We start from the raw sequence: 25,508 nt of genomic DNA on the forward strand, positions 1-25,508 counted from the left end.
CGCCTGGGTCGACGAGTTGGCGGAGCATCCGCTCGCGGCCGCCACGAGGGCGGTGGCGAACGCGGCGAACAGCACTGATCTGGCCTTCATATTTCTCCTCGCGTCGAAACGCCATCCCCGAATTCCATCCAAACACCCCTGTGGTGGACCAGGTGTCGATGTAGCAGAGGCCCGCACCCGGATCAGTACCTCGGCGGGCCCCTGTTGCGGCCTGGGCAGGTTACGCATTTCCCGCATCGCATCGGCCGGTCGGTACGTAGGCGGCCCGCATCGTCGCTGTCATTTCCGTCATGGCCGCGAATACTGCCCGACGGCGCTGACACCGCACTGTCAACCGCTGCCAGCAGGCCACTCGCGGTGACCCAGCGCCGTTCAATCAGCCTGGCCATACCCGACACGGGTATCCGTTGTTGGCACGGTCAAGTCCCGGGGCGTGGCGTAGCTCGGGTGGTCACCAGGAAGCGCAGGAGTCGTCGACGTGGGGATCACCGACGTGATGGGTTGATGGCGGCTGGCGGTGTGAGTTTTCTAGGGACGCGCGCTCGCGGGCCGGATACGCGCTGCTGCGACGCCGCGCCCCGGGCATTGGAGGGCACTCGAACCGATGTGAATTGCTAGCAGTTCACTTACGGTCGGGGACTCATGAAACACCGACGTACCCGCATCGCCGTCCTCGCGACTCTGGCCGGACTGCCTGCCGCCGCAATACTTTTCGCAGCCGGACCTGCCGCAGCGGAGATCCCCCTCGAGCACAGTCCCGCTGCTCCCATCGACTTTGATGGAGGAGGGCAAAGCATCCCCCCTGACTCGCTGAGGTACCTCGTCACCATGTCCGCTCGAGCCGCCAACTCACTCTCCTCCGGCGTTGCGGCGTAGCCCGGCACCTTTTGGATCCCCGCGTGGTGAAGCAAGCGCGCGAGTCGTCAGCGACAGTGCCTTTCGCAGGTCGAACCAATAACGCATTCCGTGTACGCGGCAGCGTCAAGTGGTCGGTTGGCACTGCAGATGTAAGTCCCCATCGATAGGATCTGCCGCATGTCGATCGGGGTGGGAGCAGTTCATCGGATTCATAGGTTGCTGTCGAGCGCATGTGCGGCGGCCGCTGTGGCCGGACTGATGGCGACCGCTCCGGGCGCGCACGCGGAGACCGATGGGGCTTCATGCACGGAGGGCTGGCAAGCCGATATTCTCGCGTCGGGTCTGGGTGGTCTGGAGAATCTCGAGACCGACGGGGGCGGCGGCTTCTACGTGTCCGGCATTGTCAAAGGCGTCCTGTACCACGTCGATTCCAGCGGCGAGGTCACCATGCTCCTGTCGGGTCTGGACAATCCGGCTGGGTTGCGGCTGGTCGGTGACGAGCTGTACTTCCTGACAGGCGACGGCACCGCGTTCACCGGCACCGGTACCCTTCGGCGCTACAACGTGACCACCGGCGCGGTGACCACGCTGTTGACCGGGCTGGTTCAACCCAACGGGTTGCTGTTGCTTCCCGACGGGGACCTGCTCATCTCCCACCTGTCGATTCCCATACCGGTGGGCATGAGCCGGTATCGGCCGTCCACCGGCGAATTCACCCCGCGATGGTCGAATACGCCCTACCCCAACGGTATTGCGCTGACAGCGGACCAGACAGCCGTTTACACCGTGAACGACTTCACCTCGCAGGTGCTGAGAATTCCGCTGGATGCGCCGACGGCCGCCACTGTGGTCGCCGGCGTTCACGACGGCCTGTTCCCGGGCCTCGACGACATGGAGGCCACCCAGGCCGGGCAGCTCTATCTCGCTGGCGACACCTCCGGCAGTGTCTACAGCATGGATCCGGCGACGGGCGCCACCTGCACCATCGCTACCGGCTGGCAGACCTCGAGCCCGATGCTGCCCAACGGCCCGACCTCGGTCCGGATCGCCCGCGACGGACAGGGCTGGGCGCTGTATGTCACCAGCATCGACGGCAACCTACGTCGCCTGCGTCCCCCGCCCGGCGTCGACCTCACACCCGTACTCGCCGACACCGACGTCCGTACCCCAGGCCTGGCCTGAATCGGGGGTCACAGTGCTGTTTCGGCGGCGCGGACGGCGCGGACGAGGGTGGCGGTGGCGTAGCGACGCCAAACGGGCGCGACCGCAAGGCGGGTGAACCAGTATCGACCTGGGCGTGGATGGAACGAATAAGTCCAGCGGACAAGGCAATCCGAACCGTCGGGGGTGAACGTCCACTCTCCACGGACCTTTTCGACCAGAAGACGCAGCGGGCCGGTGAAATCGGTTATTTCGTAGGCGAAGCTGTGGGGCCGGGTATAGGCGATGAGGCGTTCGCGGGCTGTGGAGCCGTCGGACAGGACTGGAATGCGGGTGTTGCCAATGGTGTCCCATGGCCCGGACTGGTCGCGGACACCGCCGACGCCGGGCAGTGGACCCATTCCCGTGAAGATGGTGGTCAGGTCGATCGGCTCGATGATATCGAAGGCGGTCTCCGGTGAAGTGCGGCAGGGGGATTCGACGGTCACCGGCACATATCCGAGGCTCATGCCGCCTATTGTGCCCTTGATTCAGGACCAGGCTGGGGCTCGTGCACCGCGGGCCCGATCGCGACGTGTGCGAGCAACCCCGGCAGGTCGATGCCCAGATACCGGGTGACCTCACGCGACTATTTCCGCCGTGACGATCCAAATTGCTGCTCGGGCCGGGTGGATAGGAAGAGTCTGCGGGCCGATCCACCCGGCTGCCGAGCACGATGCGCCGCTCGGAGTCGGCGAAGCGGGCATCGATTCCGGAGTCGTCCACTGACCCCCGGCCGGATGATCCGAAGTGAGGAATGCGGCGCGATAACCGCACCCTGATTCCTGCCGCGTTCCACGATCGGCTCACCCGTAGGCACCGTATCGAGATCCTGTGCTGGAGCGGCCCGAATGCCGCGCTGGTGGCACGAATCGAGAGTGCCCAGGCACGGGTGGTCACCGACATCTCGGAATTAGCTACGTGATCGAGATTGTCGTGACAGAATGCCGGAGGGAACCGGCCCGACCGGTCGGTGAAACGCCCACGTGGCTGAAACCCTGGGGCTCCGGGCTACCGGGGATGCCGGTAGGAATCGTGTTGCCTGGGTACATGAGCGTGTCTTCCGGTCTTCGGCCCCTATGCGAGCTACAGCATCTCGGCGTACATGCGGCCGTCGCGCACCCCGAATTCGATCCGGCACGGGAACTCCGACGGGTATCCGGCCTGGAGGTTGTGCACATTGCCTCCGATGACGAACGTCGCCCACTCCCACAACTCTTCGGGCAGCTCGAACATCCAGCCGTCGGTGGCGCGCACGTACGGGATGTCGGCACCGAGGGGATCGTGGCGGCCGAGCGCGGCCACATCGAGGATCATCCCCTTCTCCTGCGCTGACGCGATCGTGGGCGGCTGCAGCAGCATCATGGCGGAACCGTAGCGCCACCCACGCCCTCCGCGGGCGAGGCGCGACGAGGCGCGACGAGGACGCCCGATTTGCCCGGCCGGCGAGCCTGGAACCTACTGAAGGAGTTCGTCAGTGGTACCGATACGTCGAAGTCGGTGCCGTGGGCCGGGGTCGAGTTGATAGCGCCGAATGATGTGGTGCCGGTGAGGCTTGCGAGCTGATCGGCCGAGGCGGGCTTCGCGCAGACGAGGGGGTACTTGTCCTCGGTGTCGGCCGGATCGATCGGTTTGCCGATCACTCGGGACCCGGCTCGCTCGCTCACAATTGCCTTCGGGTAGAACGCCGCACCTCAGGCGGTCGCGAGGCGGGTGGGCAGGGGTGCGAGGGAGAAGTTCTTCCAGATGTAGGTGTCCATCTGGTGCTGGTCGAGGGTCAGGTTGTCGACGCGGTCCACCTTGCCGTCGGAGTTGAAGTGCCACACCAGCGCCCACAGGGTGTCGACCTGGCCCTCGCCTTCGGTCGAGTAGCCGCGATGGATATCGACGACGTATTCGGCGTTGGCTTCGAGGAAGAACGTCTGGGCCTTCATGCCCGCCTTGGCCAGCTGGGCGAAGAAGGCCAGGACCTCGTCGAGTCCGTGCTTGGTTCCCGAGAGCGCGTGGTGCCTGGGAATAGTCCATGCGATGTCGTCGGCGAGTACCGCCCTCATGCCGTCCAAGTCGTAGCGTGCATACGCCTCGAAGAAGTCGCTGATCGCCTGGATCTTCGGGTCCTGCTGTGCCACCGCGTGATTCCTTTCGGAGAGGGGAATCCGCACTCTGCGCCCGGTCGCTGACAGGACACTGTCAGCGGTTGACAGCGATGGAAACCCACAGGACCCTGTTGCGGCCCAGGAGAATTGAGGGCCGGCGGGCGGCCTCGGCGGTGAAGCAGGGCCCCGCACGGTCGGTGACGCGGTGCCGGCAGCCAAGCAGGGCTCGCGCGAAGATGTCGGCGCGGCAGCAGGCCCCGTTGTCGGTGACGATCCGCTCAATGCGGGTGATGCCGTGGGCGGCAGACATGCAGTTCGGGCTGCCGGACGACTCGGTGGGAGCGACTGGCCAAGCGCTGAGCGGGTCAGACAGGGCGTGCCGCCTCGGCGCGGGCGACGAGGAAGTCGCGTTCGGTGTCGTTGCGGGCGTTGGCGATTGCGGCGCGGTATGCCTGTGCGGCTTCGGCATTCCGGCCGAGGCGGTGCAGGAGGTCGGCGCGAACGGCATGGAAGAGGTGCTGGTCGTCGAGGTCCAACCGGTCCAGTTCGGTCAGTGCGGCTGCGGGTCCGGCGACCTCGGCGACGGCCACCGCGCGGTTGAGCCGCACCACCGGGCTCGGGGTGAAGGTGAGGAGCTGGTCGTAGAGCTGGAGGATCTGCGGCCAGTCGGTGTCGGCGGCGGTGCGGGCGTCGGTGTGGACGGCGTTGATCGCGGCCTGGATCTGGTAGGGGCCGGGCTGGTTGCGCCGCAGGCATTCTCGGACCAGAGCGTGGCCCTCGGCGATCAGGGCTGTGTCCCAGAGACTTCGATCCTGCTCGGGCAGGGGCATGAGCTCGCCGGCCCCGGAGGTGCGTGCGGCACTGCGTGCTTCGCTGAGCAAGAGCAGAGCGAGCAGGCCGTGGACCTCGGGTTCGTCCGGCATGAGCTCGGCCAGCGCCCGGGCCAGCCGGATGGCCTCGGTGCACAGGTCGGCGCGGGTCAGGCGCGCGCCGGCGGTGGCGGTGTGGCCCTCGGTGTAGATCAGGTAGACGACCGCGAGCACGGCGTCTAGCCGGGCGGGCAGCTCGGCGTCGGACGGCACCCGATACGGGATCCGGGCATCGCGAATCTTGCCCTTGGCGCGGGTGAGGCGTTGCGCCATGGTCGTTTCCGGCACCAGAAAGGCCCGGGCGACCTCCGCCGTGGACAGCCCGCCCAGCAGGCGGAGGGTCAGCGCCACCTGAGCCTGGCGGGACAGCGCCGGATGACAGCAGGTGAACATCAAGCGCAGCCGGTCGTCGCGCACCGGGCCCTCCTCGATCGGTTCGCCCTCGGCCCGGAGCAGCGCGGCCTGGGCGTACTTGTCCGCGCGGGCGGCCTCGCGGCGCAGCCGGTCCACCCCGCGATTACGGGCCGTGGTGATGATCCAGCCGGGTGGACTCGGCGGCAGCCCATCGCGCGGCCAGCGCTGCACGGCGGTCGCGAAGGCGTCCTGCACCGCGTCCTCGGCGATATCGACATCGCCGAAGACACGAATCAGGGAGGCCACCGCGCGGCCGTAGTGCTCGGCGAAGACGGCCGCGACATCGACTGTGCCGGAAGGCATGTCAGCTGTCCTGGATCGGCCGGACCTCGATCGGCAGCCCGATGACGCGTGCCATGCGGCGACCCCAGTCCAGCGCCTCGTCCAGATCGGCGGCGCGGATGACGGTGAAACCGCCGATGTGCTCCTTGCTTTCGGCAAAGGGCCCGTCGGTGACCAGTACCTCGGAGCCCTGCGCGCGCAGCACGGTCGCGGTACTCGGCGCGTGCAGCCCGGCCGCGAACACCCATGCCCCGGACTCCCGCATCTCCGTATCGAGTGCCGTCAGCTCGCTCATGATCTCGTCGAGGTTGTCCGGCGGCGCGGTGTCGTCGGGCTGATAGACGCTGAGCAGGTACTCGGTCAACGCGGCTCCTCTCCGGCGGGACGATAGGTGGCCATGAGGACACCGGTCGTCGTGGTGACGCTGTCGGTCAGCCGCAGCGGGCCCACGTCGACGCCGTCGAACAGGCGCGCGCCGGGACCGACCGTCAACGGGTGGATCGAGAGCAGGTACTCGTCGATCATGCCCGCGCGCATGAGGGAGCGCAGCAACTCGCCGCTGCCGAGGACCACCAGATCCAGGTCCGGCCGCCCGGCGCAGAGCGCGCGCACGGCCGCGACACCATCGCCGGGCAGCAGGGTCGAGTTCTGCCACGGCAGCGGTTCCGCGAGGGTGCGGGAGCAGACGAACTTCTCCGTCTTGTCCAGCACCTCGGTGAACGGATTGTCCGTCTGATGCGGCCAGAATCCGAAGAAGTCCTCATAGGTGCGACGGCCGAACAGCAGGCCACTGTCGCTGTGCGTGGCCATGTGCGCACCCATGACCCGGCCCTGGACCGGGTCCGCGTACCGGTGTGCCCAGCCGCCGCCGGTAAATCCGTTCCGGGTGTCCTCGTCGGCGCGGCCCGGCGCCTGCATGACGCCGTCGAGGGTGAGGTTGACGACCGCGATGATCCTGCCCATGTTCGCTCCTTGGTTGCGACCCGGCCAGAGTGCCGGGCTCACCCTCTACACGAACGGGCTGCCGCGATCACGACACCGCCGCGGAAATCAGTCGGACCCGTCCGGGCCCGAAAAAACCTGCGGGCGCTGCCGTTGCCCGGCAGCGCCCGCAGGCTCGCTACGTCCGCGGCTCAGCTCAGCCGCACAGGCTCCCCGGCGCGGTGGCCGCGTCGAGGAACAGCACGGCCTCCTCCTTCTCGGCCGCCCCACCCGGAAGCTGTTCGGACAGCTGCTCCTTGGTCATGCCCGAAGCGATGGCCGCGCAGTCGGCCTTGCCGACATCGATGGCCGCGAGCTGCTGATCCTGATCGGTCAGCAGCTCACCGCGCTCCTGCAGGTAGCTCACGAACACCTGCTCCGGCGCGGTCAGTGCGCGCTCCGCCCCGGCCACCCCCGCGGCCGCCCCCAGCAACGCGACCCCTGCAGCCATCACTCCGAAACCCGAAGCGAGACGGCTCTTTTTACCCACGAACTCTCCTTCAACATCGAACGAACCCGGCGAGCCTACCCCGGGCCGGCCCCGGCCATGTGCGAAGCCGGCCGGAGCTCTGGCCGGGGAATTCGGGTCAGTCGCGTTCCAGAATGCTGGTCACCAGCATGGTGTGATCCTCGAGCCGCCGCCGCACGGACCAGCCGAGTTCGGCGAAGGCCTGCTCGTACTCCTGGCGCGTCCACAGTCGCACACCGGTGACCGCGTGATAGATCTCGTAGGTGGGCGAGAACCACGGCTGCTGTGTCCAATACGGGGCCTCGAGCAGGTAGCCGTCGCCGATCACCAGCCGCCGCAGGTTGGGGAACCAGTCCATCCAGCCGCGCAGCACCGCGGCGATGCCGTCACCGTCGCTGGCCAATTGGTGCAGCAGGAAGAACGACATGGCGGTGGTGACGGCATCGCGGTCGACGGTGGCCAGCCAGGCGGGCGGTTCCGGTTCGGGCTGCACCGATCCGGCGAGCAGGGTGATGCGGTCGCCGAGCCCGCGCGCGGTGAGTTCGGCGGTGGCCGAGGCGATCACGCCGTCCTCGATGTCCACGCCGAGGAACCGTTCCCGCTCGGCGATTCCGGCCAGCGCGAGCACCCGCCCGGCGTCGGCGCAGCCGAGATCGATGGTGCAGCCGGGTGTTCCGGTCGCGATGGCGTGCCCGATGGCCTCGAAGATCTCCGGCCGCCGCCGCGCGATATCGGTGCAGCCGCGAGCCACCTCGCTGGGTTCGGTGGCGGCGGGAATGTATTCGCGGTGCGGGCTGCCCGACAGCTGCCGGAAGGTGGGTTCCCACCCGCGCACCGCCACCCGCACGAAGCCGCGGTTCTTGCCGACATCGTGGCCGGTGTGGGTGAGCCGGTAGCGGCGCCCGCGTCGCAGCAGGAAGCCGGCGCGCACCAGCCCCTCGGCGACGGTCTGCTGGATGCCGGTGGTGGGCGCGACGGTGTCGCCGCCCAGCAGGGTGACCCACCAGCCCCAGTCGTCGGCGGCGACGATCAGCTGGCCGGCGGTCTGGCCCTCGATGACGTCTCGGATGGTGAAATCGCCGAGGGCGGACTGCGGTTGGACGAGCGGGGTGACTGCGGTCATGATCGATCTTCCTGAGCGGTGGCGACGGCGATCGCCTGGATTTCGATGAGCAGCCCGTCGATGGGCAGGGTGGTGACGGTGGTGATCCGCGCCGGTGCGGCCGTCGGGAAATGCGTGCGGAAGGCGGAGTTCCAGCCGGGAAACCAGCGGCGATCGGACAGGTGGCAGTCCAGCCGCAGCACGTGGGCGCGGCTGCTGCCCGCCGCGGTGAGGGCGGCGTCGAGCTGCCTGAAGACCTCGGCGGTCTGGTCCTCGAAGGATGCGGTGGTGACGGTCAGGGTGTCCGGGTCGACGGCGGCCAGGCCGGAGGTGAACACGAGCCCGGCCGCGGTGCGGGCCAACGGGAATGCGCTCACGGGGCGGCTCGCATGATCCGGGTGGCGTCGATCTCGGCGAGGGTGGCCGCGCCGGACAGGATCATCAGGGTGCGCAGCTCCTCGGTGAGCAGCTCCAGCACCCGATCCACTCCGGCCTCCCCGGCGGCGGCCAGGCCGTAGATGGCCGCGCGGCCCAGGATCACCGCGTCCGCGCCCAGCGCGAGCGCCAGGTACACATCGCTGCCGGTGCGGATCCCGCTGTCCAGCAGGATGGGTGTCTCCGGGCCCACCGCCGCGCGAATGCGCGGCAGCATGTCCAGGCTGGCCGGGGCCGGATCGACTTGGCGGCCACCGTGATTGGAGACGACCAGGGCGCTCGCGCCGATGGCCAGGGCGCGTTCGGCCGCGGCGGGGGTGAGCACGCCCTTGGCGATCCAGGGCAGCCCGAACCCGGTGGCGGCGCCGGCCAGCTCGGCCCAATCCCACACCATGCCACCGCGTTTGAGCAGCTGCCCGAAGATCTCCGCGACGCCGGGAGCGCCGTCCTCGCCGGTCAGATTCCCGGCGAAGTGCCGCTGGTCGGGGTCGAAGCGATTGGCCATATTGCGGGTGCGGAAGCCGCCGACCGGGCAGTCGAGGGTGACGCACAGCGCGTCGTAGCCCAGTCGCGCCACCTGGTCCGCGACCGCGGCCGCGTGCCCGAAGGGATGCACCTGTGCGATCCGGGCGGCGCGCGGTGCGTCGGCGCGCACCCGCTGATAGGAGAAGCTGCCCGCCTCCGGCACGACGGACAGCGCTCCCCGGGCCTGGGCGGCCCGGGCCACGGCCGGATGCCCGTCCGGATGGAACAGCGCGTCACCGCCGAACGGTGCGGTGAGAAGCGGTGTCTCCAGGGGCATTCCGAGGAATTCGGTGCGGGTGGAGGGCGCGCCCACCCCGCTCATCGGCGCGGGCAGGATGCGCCAGCGGTCGAAGGCGAGCCGGTTCTCCCGCAGGGTGATCTCCTTGCCCGCGCCGCCCTCCATGAAGTCCAGGACGTCGGCGGGGAGCGTGGTCGCGGCCGCGCGATGGATCTCGTCGAGGGTGCCGAAGTCGACGCAGGTCGGGTAGAAGCTGTCGAGCTGCGCGGTCACGCGGCACCTCCGGTGGTCACCGTCGCGGTAGTGGTCACAGCGGTCGAATCGGCCATCGCCGGGGTCGGACCGGGCACCGGGGCCGGATCGAGCGCGGTGGCGGTGTGGCCGGGAACGGCGGTCGCGTGACCGCGACCGTAGAACAGATACAGTGCGACTCCCGCCGCACTCCAGATCACGAATCGCAACCAGGTCAGCGCCTCGAATGTGGTTGCCAGCCAGACGCATCCGGCGATGGCGCAGACGGCCACCACGGGCAGGAAGGGCACCCGGAACGGACGCGGGCGGCCGGGTGCGGTGCGGCGCAGGACGAGCACGCCCACGGCCACGATCACGAACGCGAACAGCGCGCCGATATTGACCAGCTCCGCCACCGTGCCGATGGGCAGCAGCCCGGCCACCGCGGCGACGACCGTGCCGAGCAGCAGGCTCAGCCGGACGGGCGTGCCCCGGGAACCGGTGCGGCACAGCGCCTTCGGAACCATGCCGTCCCGGCTCATCGCGAACACCAGGCGGGTCGGGCCGTAGCACACCATGAGCAGTCCCTTGGTGAGCGCGACCACCGAGGCCACCAGGATCACCTTGCCGATCCACCCGGCCCCCACGGCGGCCAGCGCGGTCGCCACCGGCGCGGCATTGCCGAGAGTGGAATACGGTGCGACACCGGTCAATACAGCGCTGACGGCCACGTAGAGGGCGGTGGCGACGACGACCGAGCCGATGATGCCCCACGGCAGGTCACGGCGCGGATCGCGGGTCTCCTCGGCGGAGGTGGCGACGACATCGAAACCGAGATACGCGAAGAACGCCAGCGCCGCGCCGGCCGCGATACCGTGCACGCCGAAGGGCAGGAAGGGTGACCAGTTGCCGGGATGCAGATGGGGCGCGCCCACCGCGATCACCAGGACGAGGACGCCGATGGTCAAGGCCACCAGAGTTTTCACCACGACGGCGGTGAGTCTGACCTCGAACATGAGCACACCGATCAGCGCGGCGACAATGAGGACCGCCGGAAGATTGATGACGCCACCGTCACTGGGGCCCGCGGAAATCGCCTTGGGCAGTGTCACTCCGAACAAGGAATCCAGGGCGGCCCCGAACAATCCGGACCAGCCGATGGCGATGGCCGATGCCGCCACCGCGTATTCGAGCAGCAGATTCCAGCCGACCAGAAACGCGGGCACCTCGCCCAGCGTGCCGCGGGTATAGGTGTACGCGCTGCCGGACAGCGGCGTCATGGACGCGAGTTCGCTGTAGCACAGCGCCACCAGTGCGCAGATGGCCCCGGCCAGCACGAACGACAGGACGATGGCCGGCCCCGCCTTGGTCGCGGCGGCGATGCCGGTGGTGACGAAGATGCCCGCGCCCACAATGGTGCCGACGCCCATGGCGATGAGGTCCACCCGGCCGAGACTGCGGGTGAGCGTTCCGCCGGCGGCCGGGGTTGCCGGAGTCACGCCGGCCCGAGTTTGTGCTGCCATTTCTGGAATCCATTCGGAGAGAATGTCTTTGGGGCTGATGTATTCCAGTGAAACGGCCGGAGTTTATGTGGTGGTGAACTCGCGTAACGACTTCGTTTCGTCGAATTCCGGAGTATTCGGCAATGTAAATCATTGCGAGCATGCGGAATTGCGCGCGATCGGAATTCGCGCGCGATCAATTGTGCCGTTCCATTCGATGCGTCGAATATGTGGCGGCAGAATTATGCGGTTGTCGAGATCTGCGGAGTGGGAACGGAGTCCGCAGCGCGCGCCGTTGCGCGCCGACGGAAGACTGCGGTGGTCATGGCTACAGGTACGAGGACGATCGCGGCGGCGAGCACCGCGTCGCGCATGGACGCCACGGTCGCGATGGCTCCGAAACCCACCGTCGCGACCGCCGCGCACGCGTAGGCAACGCCCGCGAAGCGCGCGGCGGCCCGGGCGTGCTGATCGGGAGGTGTTGCGGCACTGACGATCCGGAGTCCGGAGCGATAGGCGATGCCCTGCCCGGAACCGGCCACCGCGCTACCGCACAGCAGCAGCGCCAGGCTGGGCAGCCAGGACACGGCCGCCGCCAGCGCGACCCCGGCGATGATGATCCACTGCGCCGCAACAGGTTCGGCGGCGAGCCTGCCCGGCGCGACCAGGCGCTGCGCCAGCCAGGCGCTCACCAGATACAGCGTGACGGGTAGCGCCGGCAGGGCGAGATTCGTCGTGCCCAGCAGCTCCGCACCGTAACTCGGCAGCAGGGCGACGACCAGTCCCGCCGACACCCAGGCGGCGATACCGCTGAGGTATCCGGCGATTCGCGGTTCGGCGGTCTCGGGAGCCGCGGCCGCGCGGCCGGCGATCGCCGCCGGGCGCGCCGCACGATCGCTCAGCACCGCCATCGCGGTCACCGCGAGCAGGATCGCGTGCCCCACATAGACGGTCACCCCGGGTGCGGGCAGATACTGCGCCACGACCGCGGCCGCGATCGTCCCCAGCGCCGAGCCGAACACGGTCGCCACCGCCATGGCCGTGCGCCCGCGTTCGCCCTTGCGTTCCAGGATCAATCCGGCCAGCGAGCCGGTCACCAACCCCACCGACAGCCCCGCGCAGATGCGCGCGGCGACCGCCGGCCACGGTGAATGTGCCACGGCCATGGCCGCATCCGCGGCGATGCCGAACCCGCTGCCGACCCCGATGCGCCACCACCAGCCCCGCCGGGTGGGCGGCGTGCCCACCAGTGCGAGCGCCGGGGTCAGCGCGAACAGGTAGGCGGCGAAGATCACGGTGATGAGCAGGGGCGCGAGCGTCCAGGCGTGCCGGTAGTACGGCATCATCCCGGTCGCCATGTTCGGCTGCGCCATGATCAGCACCAGCAGCGCCCCCGGTGCGGCTGCCCCCATCCTGGCCCTCCTAAATGAGGAGATCTTCTCTGTTAGAGAATACGAAACTGAGAAGAACTTCTCTACTCGAGTGCCGTGCACTGATACCGCGTCGCGCTCGCGCAGGATGGAGGCGTGCCCGTGAACACCCGCAGTGACGCCCAGCGCAGCCGCGTGCTGCTGGTCGACGCGGTCCAGAGCCTGCTGGAGGCAGGCCGGATCGGTTTCTCCATCCCGGAACTCGCCGCCGCGGCGGGTGTCGGCGTGGCCACCGCGTACCGGCATTTCGCGACCCCGCAGGACGCCCTGCAGGCCTTCCACCGTCGCGCCATCGAACATCTGGTGCAGGCGCTGGCCGCCGTCGACGCCGGCCCCGATCCGGTGGAACGGTTCCACCGCTGCTGCCGCACCTGGGTGGACCAGGCCGGGCAGTGGGGTCCGGCCGTGCGCTACATCCGCAGCTCCCGCGGCTTCATCGAACGGCTGGCCGACGGCGACGAATCCATCACCGCCCTGCACGACATGCTCGCCGAGGTGCTGAACGCCCTTGCGCTGCAGGGCAAGACCGCCGAATACGACCTCACCTACGCGGTGCTGCTGTGGATCACCATCTTCGACGAGCGCGTGGTCTACGACCTCACCGAGCATCGCCACTGGAGCCCCGCCCAGGTGACCGACCACCTCACCCGCGCGGTCGCCGGAGCGCTCGGCATCACGGTCTGACGCACCTCAGCCGACCGGCCAGCCCGCCAGCGCCGCGGCCACCCCGAGCGCGCCCGCGCCCAGCAGGGCGCTCACCACACCGCGGCGCGCCGCCAGTAGAACCCGGTGCGATGAAACAGCATCCGCCGACGAGCGCCCCGGCGGTGCCGCGCAGTCGCCAGGCGGTATAGATCGCCAGCTGCGTCGAAGCCGAGGCAGCCGATGCGCCAACTCGCGGGCGATCGTCCACACCGTGACCAGTCCGGCTCCTCCTCCGTCTCCCGAATCCGATGGCCGACTCCAACTCTCGGTCGGTGACGATGCTCGGTACGGTGGCGGCGGGCTCACTTCAGGGTGGCGTGCAGCAGGGTCACCCCGGCGGTGAGGGCCGCGCCCGCCACCGACCAGCTGGTGCCCGCGGGCTGAGTGGACAGCACCACCACGGCATAGCGATAGGGCTGATCGGGGGAGGGGGAGACCAGGCCGGTGGTGTCCAGGGTGGTCGAGGAGTCCAGATCCATCCAGCCCTGTTTGACCGCCCAGGTCGCACCGGTGAGGGCATCGGGGATGCCGAAGTACTGGTCGGTGCCGTCGGCGGCGGTCTCGGAGGCATTGTGCAGCGCGCCGACGATCAGGTCCCGGGCCGGGGCCGGGATCGCGGTGGTGATGTAGTGGAAGACGCAGACCACATCCCGTGGCGTGGTGAGGGTTTCGCCCCACTGGGCGGTGTCGTCCGGTGCGGTGGTCGCGGACAGTCCGATGGCGGCGACCATGCGATCGATGATGGCGTTGTTGCCGCCGTTGTCCCACATCATGTCGGCGATGTCGTCGTCACTGGTGGACAGCATCCGGGTGATCTGGGTCGTGGTGTCCGGATCCGGTTGCCAGTTCTGGGTTTTCAACGCGTCCAGGGCGATGAGCAGCTTGACCACCGAGGCGGTGTAGAACTGCTCGTCGGCATTGAGACTGGCGATGGCCGCCCCGGTGGTGGTGTCCACCACGTCGATGCCGACACTGGTGCCGGGCGAGGCCGTCTGGATGGCGGTCTGCATCTGCTGGGCGATGGCCGTCACCGAAATGGGGTGTGGAGCAATCACAGTCGCGCTGGGGGCCGTGATCTCGGGTACCTGGCCGACACCGGCCTGATCATGAGACGTGGCGAACGCAGTGGGAGCGCTGAGGGCTGCCAGGGAGATCACGGCGACGAAACTGCCGGCCGCGATCCAGAACCACCGTGCGTGCGGTGAAGGGGCCTGAATCGAGGTCATAGTCAATTACATCGACACGAACCTCGAGACATTTCCAGCCGAAACCTGTCAATTTCCTGTTAACTGCGGCGCAACCGGATCTCGGTTCGGAGACGGTTCTGACTGGTTAATTCACCGCGAACCCAAATCATTTCACGGTCGGGGTTATATGCGCTCGAGACAGTGATGGGTACCAGTCGTGAGATTGCTCGAAACGCCCTCGTAAAGAGCCTCGCTCCGCTGGGTTTCGGGGTGCTGCTCATGATCGTCCCGGTCCTCGTCGACGCTGACACGGACCATGGCAACGAATGTGTTCTGTTCTTCGACAACACATCAGCAACTGTGGACTCGCTCCGGTTCAGATTCATGCTGGACGGCACCGGTCCGCTCGGGTGGGGCGCGCGCCCGGTCACACGCCGCGATAGATCTTGCGGGCGGTCGTGATCAGCGGAATCTGGAGCGGGAGCCGCAGCAGCGCGCCGACTTTCAGCGGCAGCGGGCGATCGCTGCGCAGCCAGTCGGCCGCCATCTGCAGATTGCCGGGGAAGACGGCGAGGAGGATCAGCACCGCCAGGCGTGCGCCCAGACCACGTGTGCGGGGGACCACCAGTAGCGCGCCGGAGATCAGCTCGGCCACGCCCGAAACCTGGGTGTAGGTGCGGGGTTTGCCCGGGAGCTGAGGCGGGATCAGGGTGTCGTAAGGCTTGGGTGCGAGGAAGTGCAGGACGCCGGAGCCGAGCAGCAGGGCGGCCAGCGCGAGGGCGCGGACCCGAATGCCATTGGAGCCGACCGGTTGCATTGCCGCGGGGGAGTGCGACAGATCTGCTGTCATCGTTGCAGCATAACCGGTCGGTATGTATTGCCTGGCGGGTAACCAGGTTCCGCCTCTCTGCTCGGAGTGTCGCCGTGACGGGTGGCCGATCGCCAAGGGATAGCGCACAATTAGGCGGCTATCCGGCTCGAGCAGGGGAAGTTATGAAGGCGCACAAAGGGCTTGCGATGGCCCTGCTGGTCCTGGGTTTGACGGTCGCGTGTTCGAAGGGGGAGGCCACCCATCCGGCCAACGCACCGGCACAAGCGGTTCCGCAGCCCGCGCCCAAGGAGAAGGAGGGCACCATCCCGGTCGGCCCCGGTCCCCAGGGCACGTACACGGTGGCGGCGCAGCCCGCGCCCGGCAGCTGCCACTACCGCCAGACCGCCGACGGCCAGCCGCTGCCCGACCCGAACTGCACCCCGGGTGCGACGAATCCCAAAGTGACAGCGACGAATCTGGCCGACACCATTTGTAAGTCGGGCTATACCGCCTCGATTCGGCCCAATACGTCGATCACGAATCCGGAGAAGGCCGCCAATATCAAGTCCTACGACTACACCGGCGACCCCCGCGATGCCGAGTACGACCACCTGATCTCGCTGGAACTGGGCGGCGACCCCAACGATCCGCGCAATATCTGGGTGGAACCGCCGTCACCGGGCCACCAGGCCGGCGCCGGGCCGAACAATCCCAAGGACGGCGTCGAGACCAAGCTGCACACCCTGATCTGCAATGGCAAGGTGGCGCTGGTCGACGCCCAGGTGGCGATCGCCACCGACTGGACCACCGCGCTGGCGAAGGTCGGCTTCCCCAATAGCTAGGGGCGCGTCGCGTCCGGCGTGCCGGGCCGAAACCGCCGCTGGACTCGAACCCGCGGGCCTACGATCGAACGATGTCAGCGCCGCAGGACCCCTCGACAATGATCGAGGGCCGGGTCGTGCACAAGGTGAGCAACGCACTGAAGATCACCTTCAGTGCCGGCCCCGGTGACCCGCTGGCCACCGGGGTGCAGGGCGCGGGCAATGGTCTCGCGGCCAAGGCCGCCATCCTCTTCGGCTTCAAGAACGGTGGCACCGGCAAGCACCGCATCACCTACGCCGACGGGTCGGTGGTGTGGGTGGAGTCCAAGAACTCCGCGCCCACCGTGCTCAGCCGGGGCGACGGGACCTCCCTGGCCACCGTGCAGCGCGCCGACACCTCGACCGCCGTGGGATCCACGGCGGGAACGCTTTTCCACTTCGTACCCGATCCGGAGGAGGCCCGGACCCCGGAACTCTTCCGCATCGTGGTGCTCGACCGCATGGGACAGGAGACCGGCCGCCTCGACGTGGTCCGCACGGTCGGCGGCTGGAGCCTGCGCCGTATCGCGAACGATCTCTACAACGAGTCCTTCTGGTGGGATCGGGCCGGGCAGCCGCTTCCCGTCCCGATCCTGGGCACCCGGCTCTGGCTCGAGCACCCGCTCGACCCGGTGGAGCGGGACGTGCTGCTGGGCGTCTGTGTGGACATCGCTCTGGGATTGCGGCCGTACATCGCGGTCATGAAGTAAGAGAACGGCTTCCGGGACTTCCGCCCGCCGATACGGGAGTCCCGGAAGTCCGGGGTCCGTCGTCAGTCGGAGACCTTGATGACCAGCTTGCCGAGATTCTTGCCGGTGAGCAGGCCCTGGAACGCGGCGACGGCGTGGTCGAGGCCGTCGACCACATCCTCGAGGTAGGCGAGCTTGCCTTCCGCGATCCATTGCGCCGCAGCAGGATAGAACTCACCGGCCTGGCTCGCGAACTCGGACACGATGAAGCCGCGCACGGTCAGGCTCCGGCGCAGGATGCTCGACATGAGCAGCGGTAGCCGGTCGGGGCCCGGCGGCAGGTCGGTGTCGTTGTAGTTGGCGATCAAGCCGCACACCGGAATTCGGGCGAATTGATTGAGCCGGGGCAGGACCGCGTCGAAGACCGCGCCGCCGACATTCTCGAAGTAGACGTCGATGCCGTCCGGGGTGGCGGCGGCCAGCTGCTCGGCGAAGTCGGGGGCGCGATGGTCGACGGCGGCGTCGAAGCCGAAGCGCTCGCGCAGCAGGGCGACCTTCTCCGGCCCGCCCGCGATGCCGACGGCTCGCGCGCCCTTGATCTTGGCGATCTGGCCGACGGTCGAACCGACCGGTCCGGTGGCGGCGGCGACCACCACGGTCTCGCCCGGCTTCGGCTGCCCGATGGTGAGCAGACCGGAGTACGCGGTCAAACCCGGCATGCCCAGCACACCGAGCGCGGTGGTGAGCGGCGCGGCGCTCGGGTCCAGTTTCTGCAGAGCCCGCACATGCTCGACCGAGTGCGTCTGCCAGCCGCCCCAGCCCAGCACGATATCGCCCGGCCGCAGTGCGGGATCGGTGGATTCGAGGACGCGGGAGACGGTCGCGCCGCACATGGTCTCGTCGATCTCGACCGGCGGGGCATAGGAGGGCGCGTCGCTCATACGGCCGCGCATGTACGGGTCCAGCGACAGGTACAGCGTCTGCAGCAGCGCCTCGCCCGGCTGCGGCGGGTCCAGTTCGACCGTCTCGGTGCGGAAGTTCTCCGGCTGCGGCATACCGGTCGGGCGGGAGGCCAGGACTATACGGGTGGACTTCATCGTCGGAACGACCTTTCGATGGGCAACCCCTTCATTCTGGACATTGTGGACCCACGTCAGGTCTGTTCCGCGCGCCAGGTATCGAAACTCGTCATGATGTTGACGGCGGATTCCCGGGGCCGCGGGAATTCTTGTTACCCGGGGGTGTGGCCTTGTGCGTGGACGGTGTCGCCGTAGAAGCCTTCGGGTTGTCGGGCCAGGAGTGGCGGGAGTTGGCGGGTGATGGCGGCTACCGGTTCGGAGCGGGTGGTTGCGTCGTGGGCGGGCTTGTTGATCCAGAGTTGGGTGAGCCAGATGGTGTCGGGGTCGTCGCGGGCCGTATTGATGGTGTAGGTGAGCAGGCCGCTGGTGGGGCCGCCGGCGCGGAATCCGTTCAGGAGCAAGGTGATCAGGTCGTCGCGGCGGCCGGGGAGGGCGGTCATTCGGCCGTAGACGCTGAACATGGTGTCGTCGGACATCGGGTCACCCTTTCGGTTGGGCGGTGCGTCGTCGAGCCTACGTTGGAACCCGTTGCGCAGGTCGGTGGTTGGGTGCCCGGTACTCGACGGTCGTGGTGAATCGGGCTGGGTGACTGGGCGATTGATTTGAATGCGGGGTTACGTTTTGCGGTGAGTCGGGGGTTCGAGGTGGCGGGGGTGGGGAGGGGGCAGGAGAATTTCGGGATCTGGCCGGAGTGCGCGGTCGGGGAGAAAGAGGACCGCTATGGCGGGACGGCGACTGGTGGGGACGGCGCTGGTCGGGCGGATGCGCGCGAAGGTGGCCGAGGATGGGCTGCTGCCGGTGTTGCGGGACATCGGGTTCGTCAGTCTCGGGAAGTACGGGCAGTTCCTGGTGACCGCGGTGACCGTGCCGTTGACCGCGCGGACGCTCGGGGTGAGCGGGGTCGGGCTGCTGGCCATCGGGATGTCGGCCTACTTTCTGGGCTCGCTGCTGGTGGACCTCGGCATCAATACGTTTCTGGCAGCGCTGCTGAACGAAGAGGGGCTCGACGAGCTGCGGGGGAGCTACCTCGCGGTGCGGGGCGCGGGGCTGAGCATCATCGCGGTGGCGCTCACGGCCGGACTCGCCGTCGGCGCCGGCCCGCACCTGCGCATGATCCTGCTGGGGCTGTTCGTGGGCGGATTCCTGTCCATGTCCGAGGACTGGCTGCTGGTGGGGCAGGCCAGATTCGGGGCCTCGATGACCTATCAGATCGCCGGGCGCGTGGCGTACCTCGTGCTGCTGGTCGCGGTGCTGCCGAGACTTCCGCACGCCGAGGTGGTGCTGCTGTGCCTGCTGCTGTCGTCCGTGGTCACCGTCGCGCTGACCTGGCGGGACGCCCACACCCGGTTCGGCCGCCCGGGACGCCCCACCAAGGTCCCGATGATCCTGCGCACCGGTGCGCCCGTACTCGCGTCACGGCTGCTGGTGACCAGCTACGGGCAGGGCACCGCCACCGTCTACTCCTCGGTGCTGAACGCCGCCTCGCTCGGGTTGTATTCGGCGAGTGACAAACTCGTGCGCGCGGTGCAATCGCTGCTCGATCCGATCGGGCTGGCGCTGCTGCCCCGCATGGCGCGCGAGCGCACCGATCCGGGTTTCTGGCGGCACGAGATGCGCGCTCTGGCCGCCTGTGTGATCGTGGCCGCCGTCGCGGTGGCGGGTATCTGGGTGACCGCCCCGTTCGCCGTGCAGCTCATCTACGACGACGATTTCCGGGCCGTGGTGCCGATCCTGCGCGTGGAGGTCTGCATTCTGGTCGCCACCGCCACCACCTCGTTCGTCACCACCGCCATCCTGCCGGTGCGTCAGGACACCGCCGGCATCATGATCGGCGCGGTGATCGGAACGGCGGTGGCGGCCACCGCGCTGCTCCTCACGCTGCGCACCCACTCGGTGTGGACGCTGGTGTGGGGCACGGTGGCCGCCGAATTCTGTGTCGCCGCCTGGTATCTCGCGCGGACCGGTCAGCTGGCCGCGCGCGAGCGGATTCAGCTGGCGCTACCGGCCAGCCACTGATCCCAGCTCAGCGTCCAGTCGCCGTTCTGCCACACCTCGAGCGGCGCACCGCCGGTATTGTGCACCTCCACCACGTCACCGGGCTGTGCGAAGTTGAAGAACCATTGCGCGTTCTCGGCGTTGAGGTTGAGGCACCCGTGCGAGGTGTCGGTATTGCCCTGCGCCCACACCGTGGAATCCAGCTGGTGCAGATAGATGCCGTCGGTGCTGATGCGCGTGGCCCAGCCGATGGCTTCCTTGTATCCGAGCCGTGAATTGACGGGCAGACCGTAGGTCGAGGAGTCCATGATGACCGGGTTGGCCTTGTCCATGACCGTGTACGTGCCCGGCATGGTCCAGAACGTGAACGTCTTGCCGGCGATGGTCTCGCTGCCGCCGCGGCCCATGGAGGTGGGCATGGTGCGGATCAGCTGACCGTTCTCGAACACCTGCACCTGATGGGTGTTGTCGTCGGCGATCGACACGTGCGACGGGCCGATCACGAAGTTGGCCTTGGAGTCCTCCTGGCCGAACAGGCCGTTGCCGACCTCGACGCCGTAGAGGTTGGCCGCCACGTTCACCTTGGTGCCGGTCTTCCAGTACTCCTTGGGCCGCCAATGCGCATTGCGGTTGTCCATCCAGTACCAGGCGCCGTCGACCGGCGGATCTGTGGTGACGACCAGACGCTTCTGCGCCGCGGCCCGGTCGGTGATGTCCTCGTCGAAGTGCGCGACGATGACCATGCCCACGCCGTAGCTGTTGCCGTCGACGATCGCCTGCCCGCCCGTGGTGTTCAGATACACCTTGGTCTGGTTCTTCGGGGCGATGGTGGTGAAGCTGGAGGTGACCGGACCGGTGGGACCGGTCACGTCCATGCCCGAGGCCTTCAGCGTGTACGTGCGGCTGTAGCCCAGCTGATCGTTCGGCTTCCATGCCGTCTTGTCCGGCGTGAAGGTGCCCTCGATGACCTTGCCGTCCTCATTGGTGAGCGTCACATCGGTCAGCACGCCGCTGGACGTGCTCACCTTCACCGGCGCCGACGGATCCACCTTGTCCGCGCCCTGCGCCGGCGTGATGGCGATGGACTGCGCAACCGGAGTGCGCGGACCCACATTCCCGCTCGGGAGATTGGACGAGCAGGCCGCCAGCACCAGCACCAATGTGATCAATACGCTCGCTGCGGCGTTCGTCCGAAAACGGCGGGGTGGCATAGCTTCCCTCCTGTAATCGCCGTGCGCCGCACTGCTGCACAGCATCTTGTTACTGCCCAGCGTAGTAGATTACCCTCCGTTTCCGATCTTCCATCGCCAGGCCGTGCTGACGAAATGACAACGATGTGAGACTCGGGTGCGACACACCGTTGGGCAGTGGTCATTTCAGCGATTCTTCTTTGATAGCGAGTTGCTGTTGACCCTTCTGATACGTGACTTCGCGGATGCCGAGAGCGTCGTGCAGCTTGCCCGCGGGCAGCGTCACCGGCTTGGGTGCGGGCCCGTCACCGGGTTTCGGCAGCGGATACGCCGTGGTGGTGCCGCTGTAGAACGTCACATTGCCCTCGGTCTTCGTGAACAGTTGGTGCACATGGCCGTTGAGGCAGGTCACCGAGGAGAACCGCTTCATATAGCTGAGCGCCTGGGTGGCATCGTCTGTGCCCCAGCCCCATTGGGGATACATGGCGAACAGCGGTATGTGGCTGAACACGATGATCGGTGTGTCACTGGACAATCCGGCTACGTCCTTCTGCACGAAGTCCAGCTGGTCCTGCCCGAGGTGTCCGAGATCCTTGAGATTGAGCGTATTCACCAACCCGATCACGTGGACGCCGGCGATGTCGAAGCTGTACCAGCCGTCCCCGCGCGTGCCGTTCCCGAACGTCGACCGGTATCGGGATCCGCCGTCGTCGCTCGAATCATGTTCTCCCGGAACGGTGAACACGTGCGGGGTCTTGATTCCCTGCATCATCTGATGGACCTGATCGAACTGCTCGGCCGTGGCCAGATGCGTGAGATCGCCGGTGTGGATGACGAAGTCGGGCTCGTAGCCCAGCGAATTCACCTGTGAGATGGCCTCGGTGAAGGTATCGGTCACGCTGGTGTTGGCGGTGCCGGTGAAACCGATGTGACTGTCACTGACCTGAGCGAACCGCAGCGTGGGCCGGGCCGGCGCGGCCAGCGCGGTGCCGGCCACGTGCGAGACCACCTCGCCGCCCACCACCGCCAGGCCCACGGCCGCGCCGAACCAGGCGGAGTGCCGCATGAGCTGGCGGCGGGTCATCTTCTGTGGATCGCGGGCCGTGTCCTCGTCCTCGAAGTCCGCGTACCGGTCGTCCGGGTTGCGAGTGTTCATTGGGTCACCACCACGGTCGCGTGCATGAAGGGATGAATCGAGCAGACATAGGCGAAGCTGCCCGCTTTCGAGAAGGTGAAGGTGTAGGTCGCGTTGTTGCCCAGCGTCGGCGAGCGGAAGCTGCCGTCGTTGGCGACCACGGTGTGCGGTTCCTCGTCCTTGTTGGTCCAGGTCACCGTGGTGCCGACCTTGACGGTCAGGGAGCTGGGCCCGAAGGCGAAGTTGTCGATGTTGACGGCATTCGGGCCGGCCGGTGCCGCCGCCGGGGCGGACGAGCTCGGCATGGACATGCCGGGCATACCGGTTGGCCCGCTGCCGTCCGGCACCATGCCGGGCGTAGCGGTGCCGGAAGCGAAGGTGAAGCCGGGGGCGGCGTTGTCCGTGGCTTTGCCGCCGCCGTTCGAGCTGCACGCGCTCGCCGTCAGCAGGGCTGCCGCGGCGACGGTGACGGCGACGGCTGCGCGCCGCCGGCTGCGGGTGGGTGTCATGGGGTCCGGGCCTCCATCCGGGATGGTTCCGTTCGCTGCTGCGAACCGATCATCCATAGATAGGGGCGGGGGTTACACGGGACGGAAACCGCTGTGCACCAGCGCTATTGGAGCCTAGGCGGGTTCGGTGGGCGCGAAAACCTCGATGGTGCCGTTGTTCTCGCGGACCTGGACGGTGGGCAAGGGCGCGGGCGCCACCGGCAGTTGATGGGTGACCACCTCGCCCTGGATGGAGAAGGAAGTGGAGTGGCACGGGCAGCGCAGGCGCTCGGCCGGGGCGTCGAGCCACAGCTTGCAGCCCTGATGCGTGCACACGCCGGAAACCGCGACCGGATTCCCCTTGTCGCGGCGCACGAATCCATTGACGGTGCCGACATCGAACGCGATCGTCGCGCCCTCCGGCAGATCCGTGGAGCGGGCGATCGGCAGCCACGCGCCCGTATTGGGGGACAGCGGGGCCTGCTTGGCGGCGGGCGGGGAGCCCGGCTGCCCGTGCCCGATCAGGGTCCGATCCACCACCGCGCCGACCGTGACGGCGGCCGCGGCCGCGGAGGTGCCGATCAGCAGGTTCCGGCGGCGGTAACCGTTCGCCGGGTGCGAGGGGGTCGGCTCCTCGTCCATCTCGGCCGCGAGCCGGCGCTGCAGACTGCTCAGGAACTCCTCGCTGGGCGCGTCGCTGCCCAGGCGCGCGGCCCGCAGTTCGATGGCCGTGCGCATCTCCTCGGCCTCGGACTCATCGGGCCGGAAGCCCGTGGACTTCTTGCCGGCCAGTAGTTCATCGACGAACCGCCGCACTTCCCGCCCGCTCACCGCACACCTCGCTCATTCAGCTGGGACGCCATCTGCAACGCCCGATGCTGCAACACCTTCGCATTCGCCACCGTGACACCGAGGCTCTGCGCCGACTCCCGGACCGAAAGCCCCTGGAGAAAGCGCAGTTCCAGAATGCGGCGGTAGCGGTCCGGGAGTTCGGCGAGTACCGCCTTGGCGCGGGCCTGCGCCACGGAGTCGTGGAATTCCTCGGCCGGTTCATCGGGGATATCGCCCTCGATGGTGGTGATCTCCCGGCCCATTCGCGCCTTCCAGTGCGCGGCCAGCACCGTGCGCGCGGTGGCGCGCAGGTAGGCCCGCACCTCCGGGGCGCTCGCCGTGATGCGCAGCGGTTTGAGCGCTGCCGTGAACACCTCGGCGGTGAGATCCTCGGCGTCGGCCCGGTTGCCGACCTTGCCGAACATCAACGCGTACACCCAGGTGACATTGTCCCGGTACACCGCTTCCCAGCTGGCGTAGCTGTCACCGGACACCAGCCGCAACTCCCGACCCGAGCTCGAGCTCGAGGCAGGCTGCGTCCGGCGCTCGGATTCGACCCGTCGCACCATGAACCGCCGCTTCCCGCATCCAACGAATACATCGACGCGTGTTCACGTCTGTCAGTAGATAGCGCCCGGGGTTACAGCGGGGACGTTTCGGTGGTATCGCAACGAATTCGTCCCGGGCGGATCCGGCCGGATCCACCCGGGACGTGCGCTGGTCGCGCTGTCAGCGCACGGGTCGCAGCAGATCGCCCCGCAGCACGCCGTGCACGGTCCTGGCGGCGACCACGGCCCAGGCGGCGACCAGCAGGGCGTACAGGCCCACGGCGGTGACGGCGAACAGGTCGGCGCCGGTGTGCTGGTAGAGCGCGGTGCTGCCGGTGACGCAGCAGCCGAGCGGGAAGGTGAAGCCCCACCAGGTCAGGTTGAACGGCATGGAGGTGCGGGCGTGCCGGGTGACGGCAATGGCCAGCGCCAGCCACAGCATGGCGAATCCCCAGGTGGGAACGCCGTAGAGGACGGCGAAGACATCGAGCCCGGCGGCAGTGCGGTCATCCACGACGCCGGGGGCGACATTGGCCAGGCTGCCCGCGGCGGTCACCGACTGGCCCAGGGGACCGAGCACCAGCCAGACGGTGGCGATCATCCCGGCCGGCGGCAGGCCGTGATGCAGCAGCCGCGACCAGATCAAGGTGATGGTGACCAGCGAGGCGATCAGGCTCAGTCCGAACATGGCCAGACAGGCCACGAACATGGTCAGCCGCAGCTGCCCGGCCGGAGTGTGCGGCACCAGCAGTGCGCCCAGCGCGGCGGACACCATCGGCGGCACCACGGGCATCAACCAGCCGCCGAAGGCCGAGTCGGGATCGAAAGTGTGGCGGGTGATCATCCGGTAGGGGATGGCGGCGGCGGTCATCAGCCCGAAAACCGTTCCGGCCGACCACAACACCCAGTCGATGGCCACCGCGGCGGTCGAGCCGATGATGTCCTTGCCGAGCAGCAGGGTGCCCGCGCCCACGGTCAGCAGGGCCATTGGCAGCGCGCCGTAGAACTGCATCATGATCGGGTGCTGCCCGTGTGCCCGCGCCTCCTGCGGATACCGCCGCCAGTGCAGGACCCAGGCCCCGGCCAGCACGGTCAGCAGTAGCGCGGCCAGCGCCCACACCACGGTGGCGGCGCCCTTCAATCCGGGAAACTGCGTCGGCAGGGTGGCGGCGGCATTGGCGATGATGCCGGTGCCCATCACCGCGGCGAACCAGTTCGGCGCCAGGTGCCGCAGCGGCTGCCACCCCTCGCCCGCCGCCGTCGGGGTGCTCACCTGTGCGGCGGGAGCTGCGGCAGCGGTGCGGCGGAAGGTCACGGTGGTCATGTCTCAACCCTCGCGGACCGGCACTTCCCCCGGT

General features: G+C 68.2%; 29 protein-coding genes and 1 pseudogene. 6 read left to right on the plus strand and 24 right to left on the minus strand.

What is annotated here, in order from left to right:
* Positions 1 to 1,035 precede the first annotated feature (1,035 nt).
* Positions 1,036 to 2,040, plus strand: coding sequence for a hypothetical protein (locus AB0L60_RS37470; protein WP_364624314.1), 1,005 nt, complete (start codon positions 1,036 to 1,038; stop codon positions 2,038 to 2,040).
* Between the two features lie 8 nt (positions 2,041 to 2,048).
* Here AB0L60_RS37470 and AB0L60_RS37475 read toward each other — a convergent pair whose 3' ends face one another.
* The gene (locus AB0L60_RS37475) at positions 2,049 to 2,513 is read right to left on the minus strand and encodes an SRPBCC family protein (RefSeq protein WP_364624316.1); all 465 of its coding nucleotides are present in this window, start codon (positions 2,511 to 2,513) and stop codon (positions 2,049 to 2,051) included.
* Between the two features lie 302 nt (positions 2,514 to 2,815).
* Here AB0L60_RS37475 and AB0L60_RS37480 point away from each other — a divergent pair, with 302 nt between their 5' ends.
* Positions 2,816 to 2,983, plus strand: coding sequence for a hypothetical protein (locus AB0L60_RS37480; protein WP_364624318.1), 168 nt, complete (start codon positions 2,816 to 2,818; stop codon positions 2,981 to 2,983).
* A gap of 161 nt (positions 2,984 to 3,144) precedes the next feature.
* On the opposite strand, the gene AB0L60_RS37485 is transcribed toward AB0L60_RS37480, so the two are convergent.
* The 13 genes and pseudogenes from AB0L60_RS37485 to AB0L60_RS37545 all read right to left on the minus strand — a co-directional run bounded on the left by AB0L60_RS37485 (position 3,145) and on the right by AB0L60_RS37545 (position 12,614).
* The gene (locus tag AB0L60_RS37485) at positions 3,145 to 3,423 is read right to left on the minus strand and encodes a hypothetical protein (RefSeq protein ID WP_364624320.1); all 279 of its coding nucleotides are present in this window, start codon (positions 3,421 to 3,423) and stop codon (positions 3,145 to 3,147) included.
* Positions 3,420 to 3,701, minus strand: a complete 282-nt coding sequence (locus AB0L60_RS37490; RefSeq protein ID WP_364624322.1) for a hypothetical protein — start codon at positions 3,699 to 3,701, stop codon at positions 3,420 to 3,422. Before AB0L60_RS37490 ends, AB0L60_RS37485 begins: the two co-directional genes overlap by 4 nt.
* Positions 3,702 to 3,752: 51 nt before the next feature.
* Positions 3,753 to 4,187, minus strand: coding sequence for a nuclear transport factor 2 family protein (locus AB0L60_RS37495; protein ID WP_364624324.1), 435 nt, complete (start codon positions 4,185 to 4,187; stop codon positions 3,753 to 3,755).
* Positions 4,188 to 4,356: 169 nt separating this feature from the next.
* A pseudogene (locus AB0L60_RS37500) lies at positions 4,357 to 4,458 on the minus strand (IS481 family transposase); the annotation flags it as partial.
* Positions 4,459 to 4,519: 61 nt separating this feature from the next.
* Positions 4,520 to 5,740, minus strand: a complete 1,221-nt coding sequence (locus AB0L60_RS37505; RefSeq protein WP_364624326.1) for an RNA polymerase sigma factor — start codon at positions 5,738 to 5,740, stop codon at positions 4,520 to 4,522.
* A 1-nt stretch (position 5,741) separates the two neighbouring features.
* Positions 5,742 to 6,083, minus strand: a complete 342-nt coding sequence (locus tag AB0L60_RS37510; protein WP_364624328.1) for a YciI family protein — start codon at positions 6,081 to 6,083, stop codon at positions 5,742 to 5,744.
* Positions 6,080 to 6,682, minus strand: a complete 603-nt coding sequence (locus tag AB0L60_RS37515) for a dihydrofolate reductase family protein (protein ID WP_364624330.1) — start codon at positions 6,680 to 6,682, stop codon at positions 6,080 to 6,082. The genes AB0L60_RS37510 and AB0L60_RS37515 overlap by 4 nt, the downstream gene beginning before the upstream one ends.
* Positions 6,683 to 6,857: 175 nt before the next feature.
* Positions 6,858 to 7,190: a DUF732 domain-containing protein gene (locus tag AB0L60_RS37520; RefSeq protein ID WP_354848287.1), complete on the minus strand. Its 333-nt coding sequence runs from the start codon at positions 7,188 to 7,190 to the stop codon at positions 6,858 to 6,860.
* A 97-nt stretch (positions 7,191 to 7,287) separates the two neighbouring features.
* Positions 7,288 to 8,292 carry a hypothetical protein gene (locus tag AB0L60_RS37525; protein WP_364624332.1) on the minus strand — a complete coding sequence of 335 codons (1,005 nt, stop codon included), beginning with the start codon at positions 8,290 to 8,292 and terminating at the stop codon, positions 7,288 to 7,290.
* Complete coding sequence (locus AB0L60_RS37530; RefSeq protein WP_364624334.1) at positions 8,289 to 8,648, minus strand: RidA family protein; 360 nt, start codon at positions 8,646 to 8,648, stop codon at positions 8,289 to 8,291. The genes AB0L60_RS37525 and AB0L60_RS37530 overlap by 4 nt, the downstream gene beginning before the upstream one ends.
* Positions 8,645 to 9,742, minus strand: coding sequence for an alpha-hydroxy acid oxidase (locus AB0L60_RS37535; RefSeq protein ID WP_364624336.1), 1,098 nt, complete (start codon positions 9,740 to 9,742; stop codon positions 8,645 to 8,647). The genes AB0L60_RS37530 and AB0L60_RS37535 overlap by 4 nt, the downstream gene beginning before the upstream one ends.
* Positions 9,739 to 11,223, minus strand: coding sequence for an amino acid permease (locus AB0L60_RS37540; RefSeq protein WP_364624338.1), 1,485 nt, complete (start codon positions 11,221 to 11,223; stop codon positions 9,739 to 9,741). Before AB0L60_RS37540 ends, AB0L60_RS37535 begins: the two co-directional genes overlap by 4 nt.
* Before the next feature lie 221 nt (positions 11,224 to 11,444).
* The gene (locus AB0L60_RS37545) at positions 11,445 to 12,614 is read right to left on the minus strand and encodes a hypothetical protein (protein WP_364624340.1); all 1,170 of its coding nucleotides are present in this window, start codon (positions 12,612 to 12,614) and stop codon (positions 11,445 to 11,447) included.
* 120 nt (positions 12,615 to 12,734) lie between these two features.
* Between AB0L60_RS37545 and AB0L60_RS37550 the strand changes: the two genes are divergently transcribed.
* Positions 12,735 to 13,316: a hypothetical protein gene (locus AB0L60_RS37550; RefSeq protein WP_364624342.1), complete on the plus strand. Its 582-nt coding sequence runs from the start codon at positions 12,735 to 12,737 to the stop codon at positions 13,314 to 13,316.
* A gap of 323 nt (positions 13,317 to 13,639) precedes the next feature.
* Here the strand turns inward: AB0L60_RS37550 and AB0L60_RS37555 are convergent, their stop codons facing one another.
* Positions 13,640 to 14,563, minus strand: a complete 924-nt coding sequence (locus AB0L60_RS37555; protein WP_364624344.1) for a hypothetical protein — start codon at positions 14,561 to 14,563, stop codon at positions 13,640 to 13,642.
* Positions 14,564 to 14,951: 388 nt separating this feature from the next.
* Positions 14,952 to 15,341 (minus strand): hypothetical protein, encoded by a 390-nt coding sequence (locus AB0L60_RS37560; RefSeq protein ID WP_364624458.1) that lies wholly within the window; start codon positions 15,339 to 15,341, stop codon positions 14,952 to 14,954.
* Positions 15,342 to 15,517: 176 nt separating this feature from the next.
* Between AB0L60_RS37560 and AB0L60_RS37565 the strand changes: the two genes are divergently transcribed.
* Together AB0L60_RS37565 and AB0L60_RS37570 are read left to right on the plus strand one after the other, a co-directional pair.
* Positions 15,518 to 16,177, plus strand: coding sequence for a hypothetical protein (locus tag AB0L60_RS37565; protein ID WP_364624346.1), 660 nt, complete (start codon positions 15,518 to 15,520; stop codon positions 16,175 to 16,177).
* 71 nt (positions 16,178 to 16,248) lie between these two features.
* Positions 16,249 to 16,905 (plus strand): hypothetical protein, encoded by a 657-nt coding sequence (locus AB0L60_RS37570; RefSeq protein ID WP_364624348.1) that lies wholly within the window; start codon positions 16,249 to 16,251, stop codon positions 16,903 to 16,905.
* Between the two features lie 62 nt (positions 16,906 to 16,967).
* On the opposite strand, the gene AB0L60_RS37575 is transcribed toward AB0L60_RS37570, so the two are convergent.
* Both AB0L60_RS37575 and AB0L60_RS37580 read right to left on the minus strand, forming a co-directional pair.
* Positions 16,968 to 17,981 carry an NADP-dependent oxidoreductase gene (locus AB0L60_RS37575; RefSeq protein ID WP_364624350.1) on the minus strand — a complete coding sequence of 338 codons (1,014 nt, stop codon included), beginning with the start codon at positions 17,979 to 17,981 and terminating at the stop codon, positions 16,968 to 16,970.
* 134 nt (positions 17,982 to 18,115) lie between these two features.
* The gene (locus AB0L60_RS37580) at positions 18,116 to 18,439 is read right to left on the minus strand and encodes an antibiotic biosynthesis monooxygenase (protein ID WP_364624352.1); all 324 of its coding nucleotides are present in this window, start codon (positions 18,437 to 18,439) and stop codon (positions 18,116 to 18,118) included.
* Positions 18,440 to 18,725: 286 nt separating this feature from the next.
* On the opposite strand from AB0L60_RS37580, the gene AB0L60_RS37585 reads away from it, so the two are divergent.
* Complete coding sequence (locus AB0L60_RS37585; protein WP_364624463.1) at positions 18,726 to 19,979, plus strand: lipopolysaccharide biosynthesis protein; 1,254 nt, start codon at positions 18,726 to 18,728, stop codon at positions 19,977 to 19,979.
* Here the strand turns inward: AB0L60_RS37585 and AB0L60_RS37590 are convergent.
* The 6 genes from AB0L60_RS37590 to AB0L60_RS37615 form a co-directional block, all read right to left on the minus strand.
* Positions 19,952 to 21,169 (minus strand): Ig-like domain-containing protein, encoded by a 1,218-nt coding sequence (locus tag AB0L60_RS37590; RefSeq protein ID WP_364624354.1) that lies wholly within the window; start codon positions 21,167 to 21,169, stop codon positions 19,952 to 19,954. The two genes, AB0L60_RS37585 and AB0L60_RS37590, sit on opposite strands and share 28 nt — an antisense overlap.
* Before the next feature lie 160 nt (positions 21,170 to 21,329).
* On the minus strand, positions 21,330 to 22,232 hold the full coding sequence (locus AB0L60_RS37595; RefSeq protein WP_364624465.1) for a metallophosphoesterase: 903 nt from the start codon (positions 22,230 to 22,232) through the stop codon (positions 21,330 to 21,332).
* A gap of 68 nt (positions 22,233 to 22,300) precedes the next feature.
* Entirely contained in the window at positions 22,301 to 22,792 is a 492-nt protein-coding gene (locus AB0L60_RS37600) for a cupredoxin family copper-binding protein (RefSeq protein WP_364624356.1), read from the minus strand.
* A gap of 114 nt (positions 22,793 to 22,906) precedes the next feature.
* Positions 22,907 to 23,602: a Rieske 2Fe-2S domain-containing protein gene (locus tag AB0L60_RS37605; RefSeq protein WP_364624358.1), complete on the minus strand. Its 696-nt coding sequence runs from the start codon at positions 23,600 to 23,602 to the stop codon at positions 22,907 to 22,909.
* Positions 23,599 to 24,171 (minus strand): sigma-70 family RNA polymerase sigma factor, encoded by a 573-nt coding sequence (locus AB0L60_RS37610; RefSeq protein WP_364624360.1) that lies wholly within the window; start codon positions 24,169 to 24,171, stop codon positions 23,599 to 23,601. The genes AB0L60_RS37605 and AB0L60_RS37610 overlap by 4 nt, the downstream gene beginning before the upstream one ends.
* Before the next feature lie 160 nt (positions 24,172 to 24,331).
* Positions 24,332 to 25,474, minus strand: coding sequence for a TDT family transporter (locus AB0L60_RS37615; RefSeq protein WP_364624362.1), 1,143 nt, complete (start codon positions 25,472 to 25,474; stop codon positions 24,332 to 24,334).
* Between the last annotated feature and the right edge of the window lie 34 nt (positions 25,475 to 25,508).

The sequence above is a fragment of the Nocardia sp. NPDC051981 genome (assembly GCF_040680715.1).
Taxonomy (GTDB): domain Bacteria; phylum Actinomycetota; class Actinomycetes; order Mycobacteriales; family Mycobacteriaceae; genus Nocardia.

What these genes read in the sequence shown, in the direction of transcription:
- AB0L60_RS37470 (WP_364624314.1), top strand. Translation starts at nt 1,036, where the DNA reads ATGTCGATCGGGGTGGGAGCAGTTCATCGGATTCATAGGTTGCTGTCG.
- AB0L60_RS37480 (WP_364624318.1), top strand. Translation starts at nt 2,816, where the DNA reads ATGCGGCGCGATAACCGCACCCTGATTCCTGCCGCGTTCCACGATCGG.
- AB0L60_RS37485 (WP_364624320.1), bottom strand. Translation starts at nt 3,423, where the DNA reads ATGATGCTGCTGCAGCCGCCCACGATCGCGTCAGCGCAGGAGAAGGGG.
- AB0L60_RS37505 (WP_364624326.1), bottom strand. Translation starts at nt 5,740, where the DNA reads ATGCCTTCCGGCACAGTCGATGTCGCGGCCGTCTTCGCCGAGCACTAC.
- AB0L60_RS37515 (WP_364624330.1), bottom strand. Translation starts at nt 6,682, where the DNA reads ATGGGCAGGATCATCGCGGTCGTCAACCTCACCCTCGACGGCGTCATG.
- AB0L60_RS37525 (WP_364624332.1), bottom strand. Translation starts at nt 8,292, where the DNA reads ATGACCGCAGTCACCCCGCTCGTCCAACCGCAGTCCGCCCTCGGCGAT.
- AB0L60_RS37540 (WP_364624338.1), bottom strand. Translation starts at nt 11,223, where the DNA reads ATGGCAGCACAAACTCGGGCCGGCGTGACTCCGGCAACCCCGGCCGCC.
- AB0L60_RS37545 (WP_364624340.1), bottom strand. Translation starts at nt 12,614, where the DNA reads ATGGGGGCAGCCGCACCGGGGGCGCTGCTGGTGCTGATCATGGCGCAG.
- AB0L60_RS37555 (WP_364624344.1), bottom strand. Translation starts at nt 14,563, where the DNA reads ATGACCTCGATTCAGGCCCCTTCACCGCACGCACGGTGGTTCTGGATC.
- AB0L60_RS37560 (WP_364624458.1), bottom strand. Translation starts at nt 15,341, where the DNA reads ATGCAACCGGTCGGCTCCAATGGCATTCGGGTCCGCGCCCTCGCGCTG.
- AB0L60_RS37565 (WP_364624346.1), top strand. Translation starts at nt 15,518, where the DNA reads ATGAAGGCGCACAAAGGGCTTGCGATGGCCCTGCTGGTCCTGGGTTTG.
- AB0L60_RS37570 (WP_364624348.1), top strand. Translation starts at nt 16,249, where the DNA reads ATGTCAGCGCCGCAGGACCCCTCGACAATGATCGAGGGCCGGGTCGTG.
- AB0L60_RS37575 (WP_364624350.1), bottom strand. Translation starts at nt 17,981, where the DNA reads ATGAAGTCCACCCGTATAGTCCTGGCCTCCCGCCCGACCGGTATGCCG.
- AB0L60_RS37580 (WP_364624352.1), bottom strand. Translation starts at nt 18,439, where the DNA reads ATGTCCGACGACACCATGTTCAGCGTCTACGGCCGAATGACCGCCCTC.
- AB0L60_RS37585 (WP_364624463.1), top strand. Translation starts at nt 18,726, where the DNA reads ATGCGCGCGAAGGTGGCCGAGGATGGGCTGCTGCCGGTGTTGCGGGAC.
- AB0L60_RS37590 (WP_364624354.1), bottom strand. Translation starts at nt 21,169, where the DNA reads ATGCCACCCCGCCGTTTTCGGACGAACGCCGCAGCGAGCGTATTGATC.
- AB0L60_RS37595 (WP_364624465.1), bottom strand. Translation starts at nt 22,232, where the DNA reads ATGACCCGCCGCCAGCTCATGCGGCACTCCGCCTGGTTCGGCGCGGCC.
- AB0L60_RS37600 (WP_364624356.1), bottom strand. Translation starts at nt 22,792, where the DNA reads ATGACACCCACCCGCAGCCGGCGGCGCGCAGCCGTCGCCGTCACCGTC.
- AB0L60_RS37610 (WP_364624360.1), bottom strand. Translation starts at nt 24,171, where the DNA reads ATGGTGCGACGGGTCGAATCCGAGCGCCGGACGCAGCCTGCCTCGAGC.
- AB0L60_RS37615 (WP_364624362.1), bottom strand. Translation starts at nt 25,474, where the DNA reads ATGACCACCGTGACCTTCCGCCGCACCGCTGCCGCAGCTCCCGCCGCA.